Source organism: Frankia alni ACN14a, assembly GCF_000058485.1.
GTDB lineage: Bacteria > Actinomycetota > Actinomycetes > Frankiales > Frankiaceae > Frankia > Frankia alni.
In genome coordinates, this window is record NC_008278.1 from 5699365 (window position 1) to 5719042 (window position 19678).

Annotated in this window: 12 protein-coding genes and 1 tRNA gene; 6 read left to right on the forward strand and 7 right to left on the reverse strand. The window is 72.3% G+C overall.

Annotated elements, in window-relative coordinates; genetic code table 11:
• Window positions 1-1103 precede the first annotated feature (1103 nt).
• Both FRAAL_RS22940 and gltX read left to right on the forward strand, forming a co-directional pair.
• The gene (locus tag FRAAL_RS22940; RefSeq protein WP_011606350.1) at window positions 1104-2156 is read left to right on the forward strand and encodes a FadR/GntR family transcriptional regulator; all 1053 of its coding nucleotides are present in this window, start codon (window positions 1104-1106) and stop codon (window positions 2154-2156) included.
• Window positions 2157-2316: 160 nt separating this feature from the next.
• On the forward strand, window positions 2317-3729 hold the full coding sequence (gltX, locus tag FRAAL_RS22945) for a glutamate--tRNA ligase (RefSeq protein WP_011606351.1): 1413 nt from the start codon (window positions 2317-2319) through the stop codon (window positions 3727-3729).
• 371 nt (window positions 3730-4100) lie between these two features.
• Here the strand turns inward: gltX and FRAAL_RS22950 are convergent, their stop codons facing one another.
• The 3 genes from FRAAL_RS22950 to FRAAL_RS22960 form a co-directional block, all read right to left on the reverse strand.
• The gene (locus FRAAL_RS22950) at window positions 4101-4523 is read right to left on the reverse strand and encodes a winged helix-turn-helix transcriptional regulator (RefSeq protein WP_157892188.1); all 423 of its coding nucleotides are present in this window, start codon (window positions 4521-4523) and stop codon (window positions 4101-4103) included.
• A 223-nt stretch (window positions 4524-4746) separates the two neighbouring features.
• Window positions 4747-5028, reverse strand: coding sequence for a hypothetical protein (locus tag FRAAL_RS22955; protein WP_011606354.1), 282 nt, complete (start codon window positions 5026-5028; stop codon window positions 4747-4749).
• Window positions 5029-5193: 165 nt separating this feature from the next.
• Entirely contained in the window at window positions 5194-8043 is a 2850-nt protein-coding gene (locus tag FRAAL_RS22960) for a right-handed parallel beta-helix repeat-containing protein (RefSeq protein ID WP_162137488.1), read from the reverse strand.
• Window positions 8044-8594: 551 nt separating this feature from the next.
• Between FRAAL_RS22960 and FRAAL_RS22965 the strand changes: the two genes are divergently transcribed.
• A tRNA-Asn gene (locus FRAAL_RS22965) sits at window positions 8595-8667 on the forward strand.
• A gap of 754 nt (window positions 8668-9421) precedes the next feature.
• On the opposite strand, the gene FRAAL_RS22970 is transcribed toward FRAAL_RS22965, so the two are convergent.
• The 4 genes from FRAAL_RS22970 to FRAAL_RS22985 form a co-directional block, all read right to left on the reverse strand.
• Window positions 9422-10609: an ABC transporter substrate-binding protein gene (locus FRAAL_RS22970; protein WP_231861214.1), complete on the reverse strand. Its 1188-nt coding sequence runs from the start codon at window positions 10607-10609 to the stop codon at window positions 9422-9424.
• A 936-nt stretch (window positions 10610-11545) separates the two neighbouring features.
• Entirely contained in the window at window positions 11546-12292 is a 747-nt protein-coding gene (locus FRAAL_RS22975; protein ID WP_041939666.1) for a dienelactone hydrolase family protein, read from the reverse strand.
• Window positions 12293-12403: 111 nt separating this feature from the next.
• Window positions 12404-13636: a phosphotransferase family protein gene (locus tag FRAAL_RS22980; protein WP_041939667.1), complete on the reverse strand. Its 1233-nt coding sequence runs from the start codon at window positions 13634-13636 to the stop codon at window positions 12404-12406.
• Window positions 13637-13756: 120 nt separating this feature from the next.
• On the reverse strand, window positions 13757-15364 hold the full coding sequence (locus FRAAL_RS22985) for a class I adenylate-forming enzyme family protein (protein WP_011606363.1): 1608 nt from the start codon (window positions 15362-15364) through the stop codon (window positions 13757-13759).
• 114 nt (window positions 15365-15478) lie between these two features.
• Here FRAAL_RS22985 and FRAAL_RS22990 point away from each other — a divergent pair, with 114 nt between their 5' ends.
• The 3 genes from FRAAL_RS22990 to FRAAL_RS23000 all read left to right on the forward strand — a co-directional run bounded on the left by FRAAL_RS22990 (window position 15479) and on the right by FRAAL_RS23000 (window position 19678).
• Entirely contained in the window at window positions 15479-16987 is a 1509-nt protein-coding gene (locus FRAAL_RS22990; protein ID WP_011606364.1) for an aldehyde dehydrogenase, read from the forward strand.
• Window positions 16988-17144: 157 nt separating this feature from the next.
• Entirely contained in the window at window positions 17145-18392 is a 1248-nt protein-coding gene (locus tag FRAAL_RS22995) for an NDMA-dependent alcohol dehydrogenase (protein WP_011606365.1), read from the forward strand.
• Complete coding sequence (locus tag FRAAL_RS23000) at window positions 18389-19678, forward strand: cytochrome P450 (RefSeq protein ID WP_050997223.1); 1290 nt, start codon at window positions 18389-18391, stop codon at window positions 19676-19678. Before FRAAL_RS22995 ends, FRAAL_RS23000 begins: the two co-directional genes overlap by 4 nt.

Below are 19678 nucleotides of genomic sequence, written 5' to 3' on the forward strand. Positions count from 1 at the left end.
ATGCTGATGAACGGCCTGCGCGACGATCACGTGTTCCCCCTTGAAGCGACCGGAGCCCATCACATCTAGCACGTGTCACATCGAAAGCCAAAATTATCCCGAAAGCAACCGACACCGCACAGACTCCGCTTGACGCCGAAAACGGACCATGTGGATTTATCGGGCGCGGCCAACGTAACGCATCGGCACGTTCGAAGCCGTCGACTGACGACGTCGCGGGCGGTGTCGGGCCGATGCGATCGAGCCGTCCGAGGTCGCGGAGCTGCACGGACGGACTCGCTGCCCGTTCGCCTACTCGGGCCTAAGGTCCCTCGCCGCAGTGACCTCCAGGCCACATCACCCCACCGGCTCCGTTAACCCGCCCAGGTCGTCCCCTCAGCCCTGGTCACCCCCCGCCGAGCAGACAACGGCCGGACACGCATCTGGCACCGAGTTTCATCGATGACACAGACCCGCATCTCGACTCCGGGTCCGCGTTCCGCTCGCGGCGAGGAACGGGACGCGCATTTCCGCGGACCGGCGGGCTCTCGGCGACCGGAAACGGCGTCTTACGTCACGCCGATCCCTTTCCCTCGGCCACGCTCGGATCACAAAGAACCGCGCCCACCACTTGACAGGAACCCGATAGCGCCAGATCGCCGCGCACCACTCGGAACTCTCCACCAAGAGACCACACTTCATTCTTGGGAGACAACATCTTCCCAATGGTGCGCGTGTATGGTTCAGGTAGTCGGTTTATCTTCTCCGGTGGCTCCCACCACCTCCGTGGGGTGTGCGGCGACGAGCGACGCCGATGCCCGTCTGCCGTTCACGGCGTCGGTCACGCACCCGGCGACGGTGCACCCCACCTACCGCCGCGCGGCGACGACCGGCGGGAATGCGGCCCGTCCGCGACGCACCGCGCATCCGGCCGGCGGCACCGGACCGACGCCGACGCCCCCTGGATGACGACGCCCGACCGATACCGCAGTTCACCCGCAGCCCGCCCCGCCAGATCCACCGCCCGCCCGAATCCACCCCCGGTGACCGAAACCCCGCCCCGGAAAGGTGCACCCATGACCGTGATCCCACCGCCCCGCGCCCGGACCGACCGACCTGTCCCCGTGGGGGCATCGGCCACGGCTGCGCCCCGGACCGAACCGTCGGACCGATCCGCCCCGCCGAGCGGCCTCGCCGCGTCGGACGGCTCCCCGGCGCCGGCGGGAGCCGCACGCCCGGGACGGCCCGCGACCTCCACCCGGGCCGCGACGCCGGGCCGGGGCAGCCCGCCGCGTAAGGGCGCCGCCGCGAGCCGGCGCGGGCGGCGGGCATCCACCACGCCCCCGGACATCGCCACGCCCCCGGACATCGCCCCGCGCCCGGACATCGCCGCACCCGCGCGCACCGCCGCGCCCGCGCACACCGCCGCCATCCGCATCGGGCAGCATGTCCGCGTTCCGAAGACCGCCGAACTCGTCGCCGCCCACCTACGCCGCCAGATCGTCCGCGGCGAACTCCACGAAGGCGACGCCCTGCCCCCCGAAGCCGTCCTCATGGAACAGTTCGGCGTCTCCCGCCCCACCCTGCGCGAAGCCTTCCGCGTCCTCGAATCCGAAGCCCTCATCAGCGTCCGCCGCGGCGCCCACGGCGGCGCCCGCGTCCACACCCCCAACGGCCACGTCGCCGCCCGCTACACCGCCCTCGTCCTCGAACACCAACACACCACCCTCGCCGACATCCACACCGCCCACACCCACCTCGAACCCGCCGCCATCCGCCTACTCGCCACCACCGCCACCGACACCCACCTCACCCACCTCACCACCCACCTCACCACCACCGACCACGCCCTCGCCACCCCCCACCCCAACCCCACCGACATCCACACCCACCACCTCAACTTCCACACCCTCCTGCTCACCACCCCCGCCAACCACACCCTCACCATGATCAGCAGCATGCTCCGCCACATCCTCGACGCCACCACCCCCACCCCCGACACCCCCACCCCCGACCTCACCACCCTGCGCCACCAACACACCACCCACCACCAACTCCTCACCCACCTCACCAACCACGACCCCGACGCCGCCGAAACCCTCTGGCGCCACCACCTCACCACCACCCCCCACACCCCCCACCAACCCACCACCCCCCTCGACCTCCTCGGCGACTAGGCCGCGTAGCCGACCACCCGGGCAGCGAGCCACCCGCCGCCCGTTCGGGGTACCGGCCGCCGCGGCGCGCCCGGGATGGCCACCTGCCGGCGGATGCGGCCGACGACGGCGCCACCGCGGCGCTCCGTCGGCCCCACGCGATCCCTGTACGCTGCCCCGCATGGGATCTGGGCGGGTACGGGTTCGATTCGCGCCGTCTCCCACCGGCATCTTCCATGTGGGTGGGGCGCGTTCGGCGCTGTTCAACTGGCTGGTGGCGCTGCGCGCGGGCGGCGACTTCGTGCTGCGCGTCGAGGACACCGACGCCTCGCGCAACCGGCCAGAGTGGACCGACGGCATCATCAGTGCGCTGGACTGGCTCGGGATCAGCCCCGGCCGGTACGAGGGCCCGGTGCTGCAGTCCTCTCGCGCGGACCGGCATCGGGCGGCCGCGGTCCGCCTGCGGGAGGCGGGGCTGGCGTACTTCTGCGACTGCACCCGCGAGGCGCTGGCGGAGCGCACGGGCAACGCCCAGCACGGCTACGACGGTTTCTGCCGCGACCGCGGGCTGGAGCCCGGTCCCGGCCGCGCGCTGCGCTTTCGCACTCCCGACGACGGCGTGACGACGGTGCACGACCTGATCCGCGGGACCCCGGAGTTCCCGAACGACACCATCGAGGACTTCGTGATCGCGCGGGCGGACGGCTCGGCGGTGTTCCTGCTCGCCAACGTCGTCGACGACCTGGAGATGGGGATCACCCACGTCATCCGGGGCGAGGAGCACCTGTCCAACACGCCCAAGCAGCAGCTGCTGTGGGCCGCGCTCGGCGCCGCCGAGCCGCCGGTGTGGGCGCACGTGCCGGTCATCGTCAACGAGAAGCGGCAGAAGCTGTCCAAGCGGCGGGACAAGGTGGCGCTGGAGTCCTACCGGGACGAGGGCTACCTGCCCGGCGCGATGAAGAACTACCTGATGCTGCTCGGCTGGGCGCCGTCGGGCGACGACGAGATCGTGCCGTGGGAGACGATCGAGTCGACGTTCGACCTGGCCGACGTGAAGCCGTCCCCGGCGTTCTTCGACGAGAAGAAGCTGCGGGCGTTCAACGGGGAGTACATCCGGGCGCTGAGCGTCGAGGAGTTCATCGCGGCGGTCGAGCCGTGGCTGGCTCCCCCGGCGGCGCCGTGGGCGGCCGACGCCTTCGACGCCGGCACGTTCGCCGCCGTCGCCGGGCTCGCCCAGTCCCGGGTGTCGGTGCTGGCGGAGATCGTGCCGATGGTCGACTTCCTGTTCCTGCCGGCGGCGCCGGTGGACGACGCGGCCTGGGCGAAGGCGATGAAGGGGCCGGCGGCGCAGCTGCTCGCCGACGTCCACGACGTGTTCGGCAAGATCGAGTGGGACGCCGAGACGCTGAAGGCGACGCTGGCCGAGCTCGGCGAGCGCCACGGCCTGAAGCTGGCCAAGGCGCAGGCGCCGGTGCGGGTCGCGGTCACTGGGCGCACCGTGGGGCTGCCGCTGTTCGAGTCGCTCGAGGTGTTCGGCCGGGAGGCCACCCGCCGTCGGATCGCCGCGGCCCGGGATCGTCTCGCCGCCGGCTGAACGGCGGCCGCCGCGCTCCCGGACTCGGCTCACCGGCTCCGGGAGCTGGCCCGGACTGAGGGAGCTGGCCCGATCTCACGAGCTGAGGGAGCTGGCCAGAACTGATGAGCCCGGGTCGCGGCTGGGACGGGCCGCGACCCGGGCTAGGGAGACCCACCGGAGGTCGGGGTTACCTCCGCCGGGTGAAGCTCGGATCCATCAGGTCGCGCTCCGGTGCTCGTCGGCACCAGGTTCGACGGTGACCAGCACATCTCTCGGGGCCTAAAGGATTCTTAAGATCAGCAAAAGACAACCTGTGATCTCGAAATCACGCTCCGTTCATTGACGGTAGACATCCCGTGATGTCGGGACAAGAGTCCGCCCACGCGCACTCAGGGCTCGTCGTGGCCGCGGGTGGAGGCGCCGCGCGGGCTGCGCTGGCGCGGGCTGAGCGCCGCCCAGTCCGCCGCCCAGGTGGCCAGGGGCTCGAGCACGCCCTGCAGGCGCCGACCGTGGGTGGTCAGCCGGTACTCGCCGACCTCGTCCACCTCGACCAGGCCGGCCTCCCGCAACTCCCGCAGCCGCTGGACGAGCTGCGCCTCGGGGGCGTCCAGCCGGGCCGCCAGCGTGCGAAACGGCAGCGAGCCGCCCCGCAGGTGCCAGTAGAGGCCGAGGGCGAAGCGCCGGCCCAGCAGGTCCACCAGGGCGGCGAGCGCCGGCGGCACCCCACCGGGAACCTCCGCCGGCGCGGGGCCGCCCGCTCGCCCCGGCCCCGCCGCCCGTGCCCGCGCCGACCTGGCCGGCTTCATCGCCATGGGGTGCTCCGATCCGTCGCGCCCGCACGCTCCCCCGGGTCGACCCGCCGGGAGCGGCGACGACCGAACCATCCGGCGGCGACACCACCCGACGGGAACAACGCCCAACGGGGACACCACCCGGCGGCGACGCCGTCCAACGGTGAGACCATCCGAGAGGAGACGACGGGACACCGGCTGCCAATCCGGTCCCGGGACGATGCGACGGCGGCGCCGCCGGTCCTCAATGGGCGCCGACGGAGCTGACACCGTTCGAGCTGTGCGCCGCCACCGGACGGAACGGGCGGGTTCCGGACGGCTCGACCTCCCCGGCGAACAGGCCGCGGACCCGGTGGAAGACCGTCCCTGCCTGCGCGGACACGACGCCGGCGGCGCTCTGCACCTCTGGGCGTTCCCGAACCTCCCGAAGCTGTCGCATGATCACGTCGTAGTGCTCGCGTCCGCCTCGGGACCCCAGGACGTACCCGAGGCCGAGTGCGATGACGACGCTGGGCCTGATGCGCATGTTGCCTCCCGGGAGACCGATGGACGTGCTGGCGGATGGCCGCCGGCCGGCCGGCGTTGTGCCGCCGCAATGATTACTACCCCACGGCCAGGTCAGCATGAACCTCAGGTGGCCAGCGCGGTCCCCCGCGGAGCCGAGCTCCCGCTGGTCCGGCGACCGGCCCGGTCAGCTCCCGGCACCGAGCTCGGGCAGGTCGACGGAATCCAACCGCAGCAGGTCCTCGGTCGTCGGTACCGCGAGCTCCGCCACCCGCTGCGCCTGGTTCTCCGTCATCTGCTGAAACACCTGACGGGCGAGCCGGCCGTTGCCGAAGCCGCGGTTGCGGGGCAGCGCCGCGAAGTAGGAGTCCAGTGCGGCGACGGTGGGGGCGGGCAGCTCGTACTCGTGCTGGCGGCACTGGCCGGCCACGATCTGGGTGAGTTCCGCGCAGGTGTAGTCCTCGAAGGGGATGACGCGGGAGAACCGGGAGGCCAGCCCGGGGTTCGAGGTGACGAACCGCGTCATCTCCGCCGGATATCCGGCCACGATGACGACGACCCGATCGCGGTGGTCCTCCATCAGCTTGACCAGCGTGGCGATCGCCTCCTGGCCGAAATCGTTGCCGAGGCCGGGCGGAACCAGGGAGTAGGCCTCGTCGACGAACAACACGCCGCCCAGCGCCCGTCGGAAGATCGCCTGGGTCTTCGGCGCCGTGTGGCCCACATACTCGCCCACCATGTCCGAGCGGTCGGCCTCGACGAGATGGCCGCGTTCGAGTATGCCGAGCGCCGCGAGGAGCCGACCGTACAGCCGGGCCACGGTCGTCTTCCCGGTGCCCGGGTTTCCGGCGAACACCAGATGCCGGCTCAGCGGCGGCGCGGGAAGGCCGGCCTCCTGGCGGCGCCGGACGGTTCGCATGAGTTTGACCTGCGCGCCGACGTCCTGCTTGACCCGCTCCAGGCCGACCAGCCCGGCCAGCTCGCCCAGCAGGTCCGCCAGGCTCGCAGTCGGTCGCTCCCGCGCCGCGCCGCGCCGTCCGCGCCGGTCCGGGTCTGTCGGGGCGCCCACAGCGGCGGGACCCGTGCCGACCGCCGCGTCGGGCGACCCGCCCCCGGCACCCGTCGCGCCCGGCAGGCGCACCTGGCGTACGTCACGGACCTCGCACCGCGCGAACTCCGGCTCGGCGCCCTCGGCGAGACTCAGGTCCGCCTCGCAGTCCAGGATGCGACAGCCGACCAGCCGCGGGCGGGCGCCGTCGCCCACGTGCACGGCCGGCAGGCCGGAGCCGGCGATCTCGCAGTCCTCGAAGGTGCCCGCGGCGCCGTCGCCGACGAACAGGCCGTTCTTCGCCGGCCGCCGCAGCCGCGTCGATCGCACCACGGGGCTGGCACCGGTCCAGATCACCAGGGCCGAGCCGCCGGTCTCCACGATCTCGCAGTCCTCGAGCCGGGCGCGGGCCCGCTGGGCCAGCACCACCCCGGCCGCGCCGGTTCGTTCGACCCGGCAGGTACGCAAGGTGGCCTCGGCATCGGTACCGATCTGCACGCCGGCCCCGGAACCGCCGGTGATGCGGCAGCCCGTGCACACGGCCGACGTGCCGGCGGCCACGGCGAGACCGTTCGCATTGCCGTCGAGCTCGCAGTCGTCGGCTGTCAGGGCCGCCGTGCCCTCCGTCTGGATGCCGGACATCGCGCTGCCGGCGACCGAGACGCCGCGCAGCCGCGCCACGGCCGCACCGGCGACGTGCAGGCCATGCTCGGGGGTCCCGCGCAGCCGGCCGCCGGACAGCTCGCCGTAGGCGTCCGCGCCGAGGTGGACGTTGCTGTAGCCGCTGGTCTCGACGGTGAGGCCGGCCAGGACGGCCCGCGCGCCGTCGGTGAGGAACACCCCGTTCGCCGCGCAACCGCGAACCGCTCCCCCCACGCCGTGCAGCGACGCCTTGCCGCGGGCAACCAGCCCGCTGGTGCCGGCCGCGTCGATGTCGCACGAGTCGAGGCGCAACTCGGCGTGCCCGAGGGCGACCACTCCCGCCAGGGCGGTTCGCCGGATCCGGCATCGGACGAGGCTGGCGCGGGCGGCTCCCTCGAGCAGCAGGCCGTCGGCGCCGGCCTGGACGATCTCGCAGGCGACCAGCCGCACCCCGGCCCCCCGCTCATCCCCGGCCGCGTCGGCGTCTCCGGAACCGTCGCCGTCTCCGGAACTGCCGGCATCTCCGGAACTGCCGGCATCTCCGGAACTGCCGGGGTCCGCCGCCGACGCGCCGGCATCCGCGGGCGGACCCAGCAGCCGGATCCCCTCCCTGCCGGGGTTCAGGAACAGGCAGCCCTCCAACATCGCGGCGCAGTCCTCCTCGACCAGCAGGCCGCTGCGTCCGGACCGGCTGATCTCACAGTTGCGCGCCCACAGCGTCGCGCGGCCCCGCAGCCGAAGTCCGGAACCCCTCACCCGGCTCACCCGCGAGTCGACCAGGTCCACGACAGCCTCACCAGCCGCCACCACACCCGTGCCCGCCACGCTCTCGACGACGCAGCCCGTGAGAGTCGCCCGCCCGTCACCGAGGACGTGCAGCCCGGCCAGGTCGGCTCCGGCGATCCGGCAGCCGCGCAGGTGGGCGGAGCCGCCGGCGATCTCGACCCGGCCGCCGACGATGTCGCAGTCCGCCAGCTCGGCGACGCCGGCGGTGACGAGCAGCGTGGCGGCGGCGGGGTCGGCGCCGGCCAGGCCGAGGCCGTCCATCACGACAGGCGCGCGCACGATCAGCGGTCCGACTCCGGCCAGCCACACCGTCCCCGGGCCGCTTGCGGCAACGAGGCGAACCGCCCGGTCGAGGACGAGCTGTTCCGGGTAGCGGCCGGGGGCGATCGACACCATCCCGCCGGCCGGCAGCGCCCGTAGCGCGGCGCCGACGGTCGGAAACGCACCTGGCCCGACCCGCACCGCCGCCTCCGCGTCGCCCTCCCCTGTCGGAATCCGCCCGGCCATCGGCGCGCCCCCGACCACCGGCGCACCCACGACCACCGGCGCGCCCTTCACCATCGGCGCATCCCCGACCACCGGCGCACCCTTCACCGCAACGGCGCCCACGACCAGCCGTGCCCCGCCCGCGTCGCCGGTGGCGACGATCCGGGCTGTGCCTTCACCATCACCGGCTTGTCCACGGCCCCGCACCCTGCGCATCGGTACGCCCCCATCGCCCGTTCACCGAGCCGCGGCACACCGCCATCCTGGCGGCTGCCAGGGCACGGTCCGAGTGTCCGCACCCCGATCGGTACTACGCGCCCGGACCGCGGCACGGTTCATCCGTGAACCGGTCGGCCTCCTGCACTTGCCGACGCGACCAAAGGCGGGCACCCGCCGACACGGCACCGCCCACACACCACTTCTTGATCACAAGTGGACAGGCACTCTGGTCCATGGACTCGCTCCCCGCCTGGCCGCCCGCCCGGCCACAGGGACCGCTGTCGGACGTGCTCGCGGATCAGCGCCGGGCCGGCCGGCGTCGTGGAGCCGAGTCGGCGTCCACCCCTCCGTCCAAGACCATCCGAACCTCAGGTAAGCTCACCGTGTCAGATGCGAAGAGCATCCGATCCCGCGTAGCTCAATTGGCAGAGCAGCCGGCTGTTAACCGGCAGGTTATAGGTTCGAGTCCTATCGCGGGAGCATCGTCGCAGGTCAGAGGCTTGATCATTGATCAAATCCACACTTTTCCCATAGAAAATTTGTGGCGCGCTCCACAGACTCTCCGGCTGGATCATGGTCGCCGGGATGATCGAAAGCTTCCCGGATCCCGCCTCAAAGATCGGTGCTCTTCACTCCCGAGCCCAAGATCCAACGAGCGAGCACGGTCCGCTTCGATGGGCGATCCGGTGGCTACCGGCTCTGGAGACCAGCAGGAGCTGGAGGCAGCGGCTCCAGGTCTGATCGGCCGGCAGCGTCGGCCACCGCGCCAGCGCCGCGACACGTGTCACTGACCGGCCGCCCACCCGTCGCGACCGGCCGAGCCGCTTGGCCGAGCCCCTTGGTCGAGCCGTTGATCGGCGGCTTCGTCTGGCTCGGCGGGCTCGCGGGACCACGGATCGCCCGGCGGCGGGCCGCCTCGGCCGCCACGCCGACCGCCGACCGCCGACCGCCGACCGCCGAGGCTGCCGTCCCGACCGGCTACGGCAGTGGCCGGGACGGCAGCCGGCAAGCCGTCGGCCACGGCCTCGGCGTCCCAGATGGCCTCGGCGTCCCAGATGGCCTCGGTGGCTCAGGTGCGGACACGCTTTGGGGTCGGAACCGGGACGAGCTCGGCGAGGAGGCCGCTCCGCGACTGCGGGTGTCGGTCGCCTTCGCCGAGCTCGCCAGGGGATGCCGCTCAGCCGATCAGCCGTTCGGCGGTCCCAGCCCGGTCCTGCCTTGGTTCAACCAGCGCTCAGGAGATGGCGTTCTTCGCGGTGGCGATGCCGTCTGGCGAGGTGGTCTGCAGGATGGTGTTGAGCTGGGTGTCCGACGGCGTGTACCCGAAGTGGTTCTTGTAGAAGTCGCGGGTGACCGACCGGAGGTCGACGTCGGCGAACAGCGACGGGTTGAGGACCTTCGCCACCCACTGCAGCTGCAGAGCCTGTTCGACGGTGTACTGGCCCCACGCGTACAACCCGCTGGGGTCGATGAACACCTTGTCCGACTTGACCGCCTTCAAATCGCTCCAGCCGCTGATCTTCGACAGGCCCGCCAGCACCGAGGCGCCGGTGTCGGCGGCCAGGCCCTGGTCACCGCCCGGCGTCTGGATGATCAGGTTGTCCGGGTTCCACTGCAACAGCTGTTCCATGGTCACGTTGACGCGACCACCGCTGATCCCCTTCGCCGCGTCCGTCCCGCCGGCCTTCGTGATCCACTGGTCGATCAGCGACGATCCGCCCTGGACCACGATGTTGTTGCCGGTGTACGCCTCGATGTACACCACGGTCGGCTTGGTCGCCGCCTTCGCCAGCCGCGACGTCAGGGTGCTGTCGACCTTGTCGAAGTAGGCGTTGTACGCCTTCGCCCTGGCCACCGCGGCGCCACCGTAGGTCTCCCCGGCGACGGTGGTCGACTGCTGGAGCTGCGCGTACTTCGGGAAGAACATGGTGACCGCCGGGATCCCCGCGGCCTGGAACGGCTTCACCGTGTCACCCCCGGAGATGGCGGAGACCACGTCCGGCTTCTGGGCGAGCAGCTGCTCCATGTTCACGTTGCCGCTGTGGAACAGCTGCGGCACCTTCGTGATCGACGGCTGCACGGTCCGCAGGAACGGGATCGTGCTGACGTTCTGCGGGATCGCGACCAGCTTGTCGCCGACCCCGAGCATGATGTCGGCCACGACATGCGCCGGGAACTGCTCGGCGATGCGGTTGACCGTCGTCGGCACCGTCACCGTCGCACCCGACAGATCCGTCACGACGTGCGTGGCAGGCGTCGCGGGCGCCGCCGGCGTCGCACTGCTCTTGCCGCCGGCGTCGGCACTCGAGCCCCCCGAGCTCGAGCAGGCCGCCAGCGCGAACACGCTCGCGACACCGACCGCGACGGCGACCCGTGCCGGGCGGCGCGTCGTTCTTACCGACCATCCCCCCAAAGAACTCACTGACAGTCCCCCCGAACCGAGCGATTCACGCCGCTCGCCATTCCCTGAATAATCATGGGCGGAAGTTAGCAGCGAGAAAAGAGCGACGTCAAGCAAGATCTACCGCGATAAGACCGAGTAACGGTCTCATGAAGATGGTGTTTCGTCGGCCGCACCCGGCACTTCACCGAGGAAGCTCCAGCGATATTGTCAGCGCGCGTTTCAACCCCGCTCGACAATGCGGGCGCCCGAAGCCCGCGGATGCACCAGAATTTGGGCAGCCTGCGGACATCGACCGACCCGGAGATCGAGCGAGCCAAAGAAGCTCGTCACGGCACCGAGCGCCGAATGTGGTTATTTCTCTCTCAGCTGCTGCCGCGTTCCCGTGGATACCGCAGAACAGGATCGGCAGACAACTGATCGCACCGCGCGATCAGGGTCTCCTTACCGAAGATTTCTCCGACATGTGACATGCGAGAGCGCACGCGGACTCCTCCGCGACCAGGCCGAGATCTGCGGCGCGACCGTACGCCACAGCAGTCGACAGAAACCTGGTGCAGACAGCGCACGGATTCAGGAGCGAAGAGCACACCTGTCCACCAGCGCCGCCCGGAGCCGGCGTTCGCAAGTGTACTCGCACGACGTTCGCCGTGCGTTCGAGCCGGGCTCGCGATGGGCGGACGATGTCGCCGGGGGAAGGGCGAGAAACCGGCCGGCCCTCGACCCGGCGGGCGTGCGGCGCGGGCGGGATGGCGGCACAGGCGCCCTCGGCCGCCGTTCGGACGCGAGGCGTCGGGGCCCGGCCAGGTGAGCTGTCGACTCGGTCCGACTATGCGGAAGCCCGGCGGCGGAGAATCGACTCGCACACACCGGATCACCGAGTCCGGGTGCCGTTCGCCGGCGCCGCCGCCAAAAAGCTGACTAATGACACTCGGGACGTGTGGACTCGCCGCGAGGTCAGCCGGTGAGGTGGGCGCGCAGGAACGTCCAGATCCGCGGCCAGGCCGCCCTGGCCGCGGCGGGCCGGTAGGCGTCGCGGTCCGTCGCGAGGAACGCGTGGCCGGCGGCGGGGAAGCTGTGGAACTCGAAGGTCCTGCCGTGCTCGGTGAGCGCCGCGGCGAGGGCGGCGACCTCGGCCGGTGAGGGCATCCGGTCGTCGTCGCCGAACAGGCCGAGCAGCGGGCAGGACAGCCTTCCCGCCAGGTCGACGATCGGCCGGACCCCGCGCAGCACGGAATCCTCCGGCGGCGTGGCGACGACGTAGGCGCCGTAGCAGTCGACGGCGGCGTCCAGATCGAGGCTGCACGCGGCGAGGAACGCCTGGCGCCCACCCGAGCAGAAGCCGATCACCGCCACCTTGCCGTTGGACGACGGCGACGACCGCAGCAGGCGCACCGCCGCGTCGACGTCCCCGACGAGCCGATCGTCGGGGACGCCGCCGCGGGCCCGCGCGAGGGCGGCGGCGTCCCCGGGGCTGGCGCCGGGAGCCTCCCGTGAGTACAGGTTCGGGCAGACGGCGAGGTAGCCGTGGGCGGCGAACCTGCGGGTGATCTCCTTCGTCGACTCGTCGTAGCCCGGCATGTGGTGGATCACGACGACGCCGCCCGCGGGTGACCCGTCGAGCGGCTCGGCGAGGTAGGCCTCGATGTCGTCGTCCCCGGCTCCCCGCATCGACACCGTCTGCGCGCGCAGGGCATCGCTCACCGACGCTGCTCCCCTCGGCTCGTCCAGTCCACCCCTCGTCCACCCCACCCCGCTCGTCCAGCCCACCCCGCTCGTCCAGCCCACCCCGCTCGGTCAGCCCGCCCGGCTCGTTCAGCCCGCCCGGTCGGCCCGTTTGCGGGCGAAGCGGGACATCATCGCGGTGAACTCGGGGGCCAGGTCCGGTTCCGGTTCGCCCAGCCAGCGGTAGAGCAGCAGGCCCGCCGGGTTGCGGATGTGCATGGCGGTGTCCGGGCGGGCCACGCCGCGGGCGATCGAGATGTCGGTCGAGCGGGCGCAGACGATGGCGAACCGCAACGCCGCCAGCAGCTTGTAGTAGGCCAGCTCCCGGGCGGGACGGCCGACCAGCCCCTCCCAGCGGGCGATCTGGGCGTCCTCGTCCGGCACCCCGGGCAACGGCGGCGAGCCCAGGCCATGGCTGTAGAACTCGTCCATCATCAGCCACCAGCCGAGGTCGACCTCGGGCGGGCCGACCGCGGGGGTCTCCCAGTCGAGGACGGCGGCGACCGTCCCGTCGGGCGCGAACATCATGTTGCCGACCCGGGCGTCGCCCCAGCTCAGCGTCCGGTCGTCGTGGTCGGGACGCTCGCTTTCGACGTACTCCATCGCCCGGCTGAGCACGTCGAGTTCACGTTCGCCGCGGACCCAGTCGAACCAGTGTCGGGTCGCGGTGACGAGCTGCTGCAGCCCGGTCGGGCCGAGCGCGGGTGCCCAGAGGAACTCCAGCTCGCCGTGGACGGGGATGCGCCCGACGTCGACGAGGGTGCGCAGTCCGTTGTCCCACAGGGCGGCGCGCTGCGCCGGCGTCCACTCCAGCAGCCAGCCGGCCGCGTGGCAGCTCGGGATGTCCGAGAGCACCCGGCCCGGGACGTGGCTCATCACAAAGAACGGCGAGCCGACCACCGCGGCATCCGGCTCGAAGGCGAGCACCCGCGGCACCGGCACCGACACCGACGCGGGTACCGACACCGACGCGGGCACTGGCACCGACGCGGGCACGGACATTGGCGCGGGCACGGACATTGGCGCGGGCACGGACACCGGTGCGGCCGCAGCGATGGCCCGCAGGACGCGGCCCTCGCCGATGGTGTCCGGATGCTGGAACAACTGACGCCCGGTCGGCTGGATACGGATCACCAGGCGCTCGTCGCGTCGCTGGCCGTCGTCGTCCCATCGCACGGTGACGATCACGGTTTCGTTGGACGTGCCCGCTTTCGGCCTGGACAGCCCCGCGACCTCCAGTGACGGCCGCTCCAGCGCCCGACGCAGCCAGCCGCCCAGGGTCCCCGCGAGCACGTTGTCGTCCCTGGTGGCGGTGACGCTCATGGCTGCCCCGTTCCCTCCGAGTCTCGGCGACCTACGCATGCGCCGACGACGGCGTCGAAAAGGTAATGAGCCGACGATGTCGATAGGCTGTCGATGCAATCGCCTTCGGCCGCACGACATTCAGTGCGCGAAACGGGCGGTCAGGTCGCGCTTCACGACCTTTCCCATGGCATTACGCGGCAGCTCGGGCACGAGCTCGAGCTGCTCGGGAAGCTTGCGATTGTTCAGCCCCTGCGCGCGCAGGTGGGCGCAGAGGGTGGCCAGATCCGGCGGGTCGGCCGGGTCGGCGGGCACCACCACGGCGCACACCCGCTCGCCGGAGGAGGCATCGGGCAGGCCGACGACGGCCACCTCGCCCACCGCCGGATGGCCGAGGAGCAGCTCCTCCAGTTCCCGGGCGGAGACGTTCTCGCCCTTGCGGATGATGACGTCCTTGATCCGTCCGGTGATGCGCAGGTAGCCGTCCTCGTCGAGGGTGCCGAGGTCGCCGGTGCGCAGGAAGCCCTTGGCGTCGAAGGCGTCCCGGTCCGCGGCGGCGTCGACGTAGCCGACCATGAGCTGCGGGCCGCGCACCCGGATCTCGCCGACCTCCCCGGCGGCCGCGGGCGTGGCGTCGTCGAGCATGACGACGATCTCGACGTCGAGACCCGCGCAGCCCTCGGTGCTCGCATGCTGGGAGTCGGTGTCGTCGTGGCGACCCCAGGTGACGAAGGGGCACTCGGTCAGGCCGTACCCGGAGATCACCCCGACGCCGCCGAGCAGCTCCTTGACCTCGAAGTGCAGCGCCTCCGGCCGGCCCGCGCCCCCGCACAGTGCCGCCCGGGCCAACGGGAACAGCGGTACGGCCGGCTGGCGACGCTGGCGCGCCAGGTAGGCCTGCAGCATCTGCGTGCCCGCCCCGACGAGCGTCACCCCCGCCGCCGCGAGGGCGTCCGGTGTGGACGCCGGATCGAAACCACGACTCACGATCACGCCACAGCCGGTCTGCAGGCCGGTGAGCAGGTGCGTGATTCCACCGATGTGGGAGATCGGCAGCAGGATCGGCAGTCGGTCCGTGGGGACGACGGCGAGATGGTCGCAGAACGTCGCCGAGGCGGCCAGCAGGCCCTGGTCGGTGTGCCGGGCCCCCTTCGGATCCGAGGTTGTCCCCGAGGTGTAGAAGATCCACCGCACGGGCACGACAGGCTCGGTCGACGAGACGGCGGCCCCGCCCGAGCCCCGTCCGGGCGAGACCTCCCCCGGCACGGCCACGCCCGGCACGGCCTCCCCCGGCGAGATGTCCCGCGGCGCGGTGTCCACGGGCGAGGCGGTGTCGACGACGTGCACGGCCAGACCGGGCACCGCCGCGGCGGCCGTCCGCGCCAGTGCCGCATGGTCGACGCCGCGGAAGGCGCTCGGGACCAACAGCAGCTCGCTGCCGGCCTGCCGGCAGACAAAGGTGATCTCCCGCTCGCGCAGCATCATGATCAGCGGGTTCTGCACCGCACCGAGTCGGGCCAGCGCGAGGCAGACCACGACCGTGTCGATCGTGTTGGGCAGTTGCCACGACACGACCGAGCCCGGCCCGACGCCGAGCGCGCGCAGGCGCACGGCGGCCGCCTCGGCGCGGTCGCGTAGCTCGCGAAACGTCAGATGCCGCCGGTGCTCGTCGATGACGGCCAGGCCGTCCGGCGAGGCCGCGGCGCGCGCCTCGACCAGCTCCCATGTGCTGTCGGCGGTGAGAACCACTCGATCACTCCAGGATTGCGGGTAATGGGACCCGGCGCCATGACGGAACCCTCGCACGGAAATAGGTTCGGCACGCCTTCGAACCTCGCATCGACAGCAAAGAGAAATCATTGAATGCCCGCGGACGAGGATCCTAGAATTCGGCGCGGAATCCGGGACGACCGAGGAGTCGGTGTGCGCGAACATCGGGAGCTGTTCATCGACGGCCGGTGGGTCGGCGCCACGACGGAGGAGACGCTGGCCGTGGTCTCGCCGGCCACCGAGGAGACCATCGGTGTGGTCGCGGCGGCCGGCATCGGCGACGTCGACCGGGCCGTGGCCGCCGCGCGGCGCGCGCTGGACGACGGCCCCTGGGCTCGCGCGACCCCACCGCAACGGGTGGCGGCGCTGGTGCGGCTGGCCGACGCGCTGCGCGCCCGGGCCGACGAGCTCGCCGAGGTGCTCACGGCGGAGGTCGGCTCGCCCCGGTCCTGGTCGCAGCCCTACCAGGTGGGCACCGCCCTGGCGGCGTTCGACGCCTTCGCCGCGCTGGCCGGGGACTACCCGTGGGCGGACGAGCGGCCGGCGGCGCACGGCTCGGTGCTGGTCCGGCGGCTGCCCGTGGGCGTCGTCGGGGCCGTCGTCCCGTGGAACGCACCGCTGTTCATCACCGCCCTCAAGCTCGGCCCGGCCCTGGTCGCGGGCTGCACGGTCGTGTTGAAGCCGGCTCCGGCGGCGCCGGTGTGGTCCTACCTGTTCGCCGAGGCGGTCGTCGAGGCGGGCCTGCCGCCCGGGGTGGTCAACATCGTGCCCGCCGGGACCGCGGCGAGCGAGTACCTCGTCGGCCATCCCGGCGTCGACAAGGTCACCTTCACCGGCTCGACGGCGGTGGGTCGGCGCATCGGCGAGGTCTGCGGCCGTGACCTGCGCCGGTGCACCCTGGAGCTGGGCGGGAAGTCGGCGGCGATTCTGCTGGACGACGTGTCGCTGACCCGCCGGACGGTCACCACGCTCACCTTCGGCGCGATGGCGAACTCCGGCCAGGTCTGCATGGCCCAGACCCGCATCCTGGCCCCCCGCTCGCGCTACTCCGAGGTGGTCGACGCGCTGGCCGAGCGGGTGGCCGCGCTGCGCGTCGGCGACCCGACCGAGCCGAAGACCCAGATCGGCCCGGTCATCTCGGCGTCCGCGCGGGCCCGGATCGAGGCGCACCTCGCCCGCGCGCGGACCGACGGCGCCCGGGTCGCCGCCGGCGGGGGCCGGCCGGCCGGGCTCGACCGGGGCTGGTTCGTCGAGCCGACGCTGCTGGCCGGGGTCGGCAACGACGCCCCGGTCGCCCGGGAGGAGATCTTCGGCCCGGTGGCGGTGGTGATCCCCTACGACGGCGTCGAGGAGGCCGTCACCCTGGCCAACGACTCCGACTACGGCCTGGCCGGGTCGGTGTGGAGCGAGGACCCCGAGCGGGCGGGGCGCGTCGCCGCGCGGCTGCGCACCGGCTCGGTCGCCGTGAACTCGCCGGCGCCGCTGGACCCGGGCAGCCCGTTCGGCGGAATGGGCGCGTCCGGCATCGGGCGCGAGGGCGGCCCCGAGGGCGTCGACGCCTTCGTGGAGCTCCAGTCGATCATCCGGCCCGCCGACGGCTGAGTCTCCACCGACCCGCACCCGCACCCGCACCCGCACCCGCACCCGCACCCGCACCCGCACCGGGATTAGAACCGCACGAGACCGAAACCGCACGAACCCGAAACCGCACGAACCCCAAACCACACGAAACGAGAGCACGAAACCGAGAGAAGGTGCCGTGGAGACCCTCGCCGCTGTGCTGTGGGACCGCAGTTCGCCGTGGTCGGTCGAGCCGATCGAGCTCGATCCGCCCGGCCCGGACGAGGTGCTCGTCGAGCTGCACGCCTCCGGTCTGTGTCACTCGGAGGAGCACATCGTCACCGGTGACATGCCGTTCCGGCTGCCGTGCGTCGGCGGGCACGAGGGCGCCGGGGTCGTGCTGGAGGTCGGCTCCCGGGTCAGCTCGGTCGTCCCCGGCGACCATGTCGTCTTCGGCTTCGTGCCGTCCTGCGGGCGGTGCCGGCAGTGCGCGACCGGCCACCAGAACCTCTGTGAGCTCGGCGCGAAGATGTACACGGGCCGCCAGATCGCCGACGGCACCGCGCGCCACCACGCCCGCGGCCAGGACCTGGCGATCGCCTGCATGATCGGCACGTTCGCCCATCACACCGTGGCCCACGAGTCGAGCTGCGTCCGGATCCCGCAGCACGTCCCGCTGGACCGGGCCTGCCTGCTGGGCTGCGGCTTCGTCACCGGCTGGGGCTCGGCGGTGTACGCCGCCGACGTGCGGCCGGGCGACACGGTCGCGGTCGCGGGAGTCGGGGGCATCGGCGCGGCGGCGATCCAGGGCGCCCGGCTGGCCGGCGCCCGCGTCATCGTCGCCGTCGAGACGGTGGCCGAGAAGCAGGAGCTCATCCTTCGGCTCGGCGCGACCCACGTCGCCACCTCGTGGGACGAGGCCGCCGCCGTCATCCGGGGGGCGACCTGGAACCGCGGGGTCGACCGGTTCATCTGCACGATGAGCCGCGGCGACGGCGAACTGCTCGGGCGGGCGCTGGCGATGACCGCCAGCCGCGGCCGGGTCGTGGTGACCAACGTCCATCCGGCGGGGAAGCGGACGGTGTCGCTGGACATGATGGATCTGACCCTGTCCGAGAAGCACATCGTCGGCACGATCTACGGTTCGGGCAACGCCCGCGCCGACATCCCGAAGATCATCGAGCTGTGGCAGCACGGCCAGGTCGACCTCGACGCGGTGGTGAGCCACAGCTACCCTCTCGACGGCGTCAACGACGGCTACGAGGACATGCGCAGCGGCCGCTTCCTGCGCACCGTGCTGCGTTACCCGGCCGCCGACGCCCTCGACGCCCGGCGCGCGGCCCACACCCGGGTGCCGCCCGACGCCCAGGTGCCGCCCGACGCCCAGGTGCCGCCCGACGCGCGTCCGGCTTCGGCGCCCGCGCAGGTAGAGAGGCTGCCGGCATGACCACGACCGGGGACGTGCCGGGGACGCGAGGGCTGCCCGGCGACGTCCTGGACGACCTGAGCTGGTGGACTCGGCCGGCGGCCGAACGCGACGCGACGTTCGCCTGGTTGCGCGCCCACGACCCGCGGCCGTACGTCCCCGAGCTCGACCTGACCGGGGCCCCGCGCGGCGGCGGCTTCTGGGCGCTGACCCGCCTGGACGACGTGCGCGAGGTGAGCCGGCGGCCGGCGGACTTCTGCTCCGGCCAGGGCAGCCTGATCTTCGACCAGCCGCCGCGCCTACGCGAGTTCCGCGGCTCGATCATCGACATGGACAACCCGGAGCACGCACGCCAGCGGCGCATCGTCGCCCGCGGTTTCACGCCGAAGGCGGTGGCCGCGCTGGTCGAGGACATCGCCCGCACCAGCCGCGAAGTGATCTCCGCGGTCGCGCGGCGGGGCGAGTGCGACTTCGTCACCGAGGTCGCGGCGCTGCTGCCGCTGCGAATCGTGAACAACCTGCTGGGCATTCCCCGCAGCGAGGAACGGTTCCTGTTCGAGCAGACGAACATCCTGATGGGTGCGAGCGACCCGGAGTACGTCCCGGACCAGACCCCCCGGTCGGTCGCGCGCGCCGTGCACGGCGCCGGCCAGGCCATGAGCGGCCTGCTGGAGGAGCTGGCCCGCGACCGGATCCGCAACCCACAGGACGACCTGGTCAGCTCGCTCGTCGCCGCCCAGGAGGAGGAGAACCTCACCCCGACGGAGCTGGCGACCTTCTTCAACCTGCTCGTCGGGGCGGGCAACGAGACCACCCGCAACGCGTTGGCCCACGGGCTGTCGGCGCTCACCCGTTTCCCGGACCAGCGCGAGCTGTGGCGCTCGGACCTCGACCGGTACACCCCGGGCGCCGTGGAGGAGCTGCTGCGGTGGGCCTCTCCGGTGCTGTACATGCGTCGCACGGTCGCCCGCGACGGGGTGACGCTCGGCGAGCAGCGCTTCGATGCGGGTGACAAGGTCGTGCTGTGGTACCGCTCGGCCAACCAGGACGAGGCGTACTTCGACGACGCGACCGCCTTCCGGGTGACGCGCGACCCCAATCCGCACGTCACCTTCGGCGCGCCCGGCCCGCACCACTGCCTGGGCGCCAACCTCGCCCGGGTCGAGCTGGCGATCGCGTTCCGAACCCTGTTCGAGCTGCTGCCCGACATCGAGGCGACGGCCGAGCCGGACCTGCTGCGCTCGAACTTCCTGCATGGCGTGAAGCACCTGCCCGCCCGCTTCACCCCCACCGCCCCGCGCCCCTGA

What these genes read in the sequence shown, in the direction of transcription:
- gltX (WP_011606351.1), top strand. Translation starts at nt 2,317, where the DNA reads ATGGGATCTGGGCGGGTACGGGTTCGATTCGCGCCGTCTCCCACCGGC.
- FRAAL_RS22950 (WP_157892188.1), bottom strand. Translation starts at nt 4,523, where the DNA reads ATGGCGATGAAGCCGGCCAGGTCGGCGCGGGCACGGGCGGCGGGGCCG.
- FRAAL_RS22955 (WP_011606354.1), bottom strand. Translation starts at nt 5,028, where the DNA reads ATGCGCATCAGGCCCAGCGTCGTCATCGCACTCGGCCTCGGGTACGTC.
- FRAAL_RS22960 (WP_162137488.1), bottom strand. Translation starts at nt 8,043, where the DNA reads ATGGTGAAGGGCGCGCCGGTGGTCGTGGGTGCGCCGGTGGTCGGGGGC.
- FRAAL_RS22980 (WP_041939667.1), bottom strand. Translation starts at nt 13,636, where the DNA reads ATGAGCGTCACCGCCACCAGGGACGACAACGTGCTCGCGGGGACCCTG.
- FRAAL_RS22990 (WP_011606364.1), top strand. Translation starts at nt 15,479, where the DNA reads ATGCCCGCGGACGAGGATCCTAGAATTCGGCGCGGAATCCGGGACGAC.
- FRAAL_RS23000 (WP_050997223.1), top strand. Translation starts at nt 18,389, where the DNA reads ATGACCACGACCGGGGACGTGCCGGGGACGCGAGGGCTGCCCGGCGAC.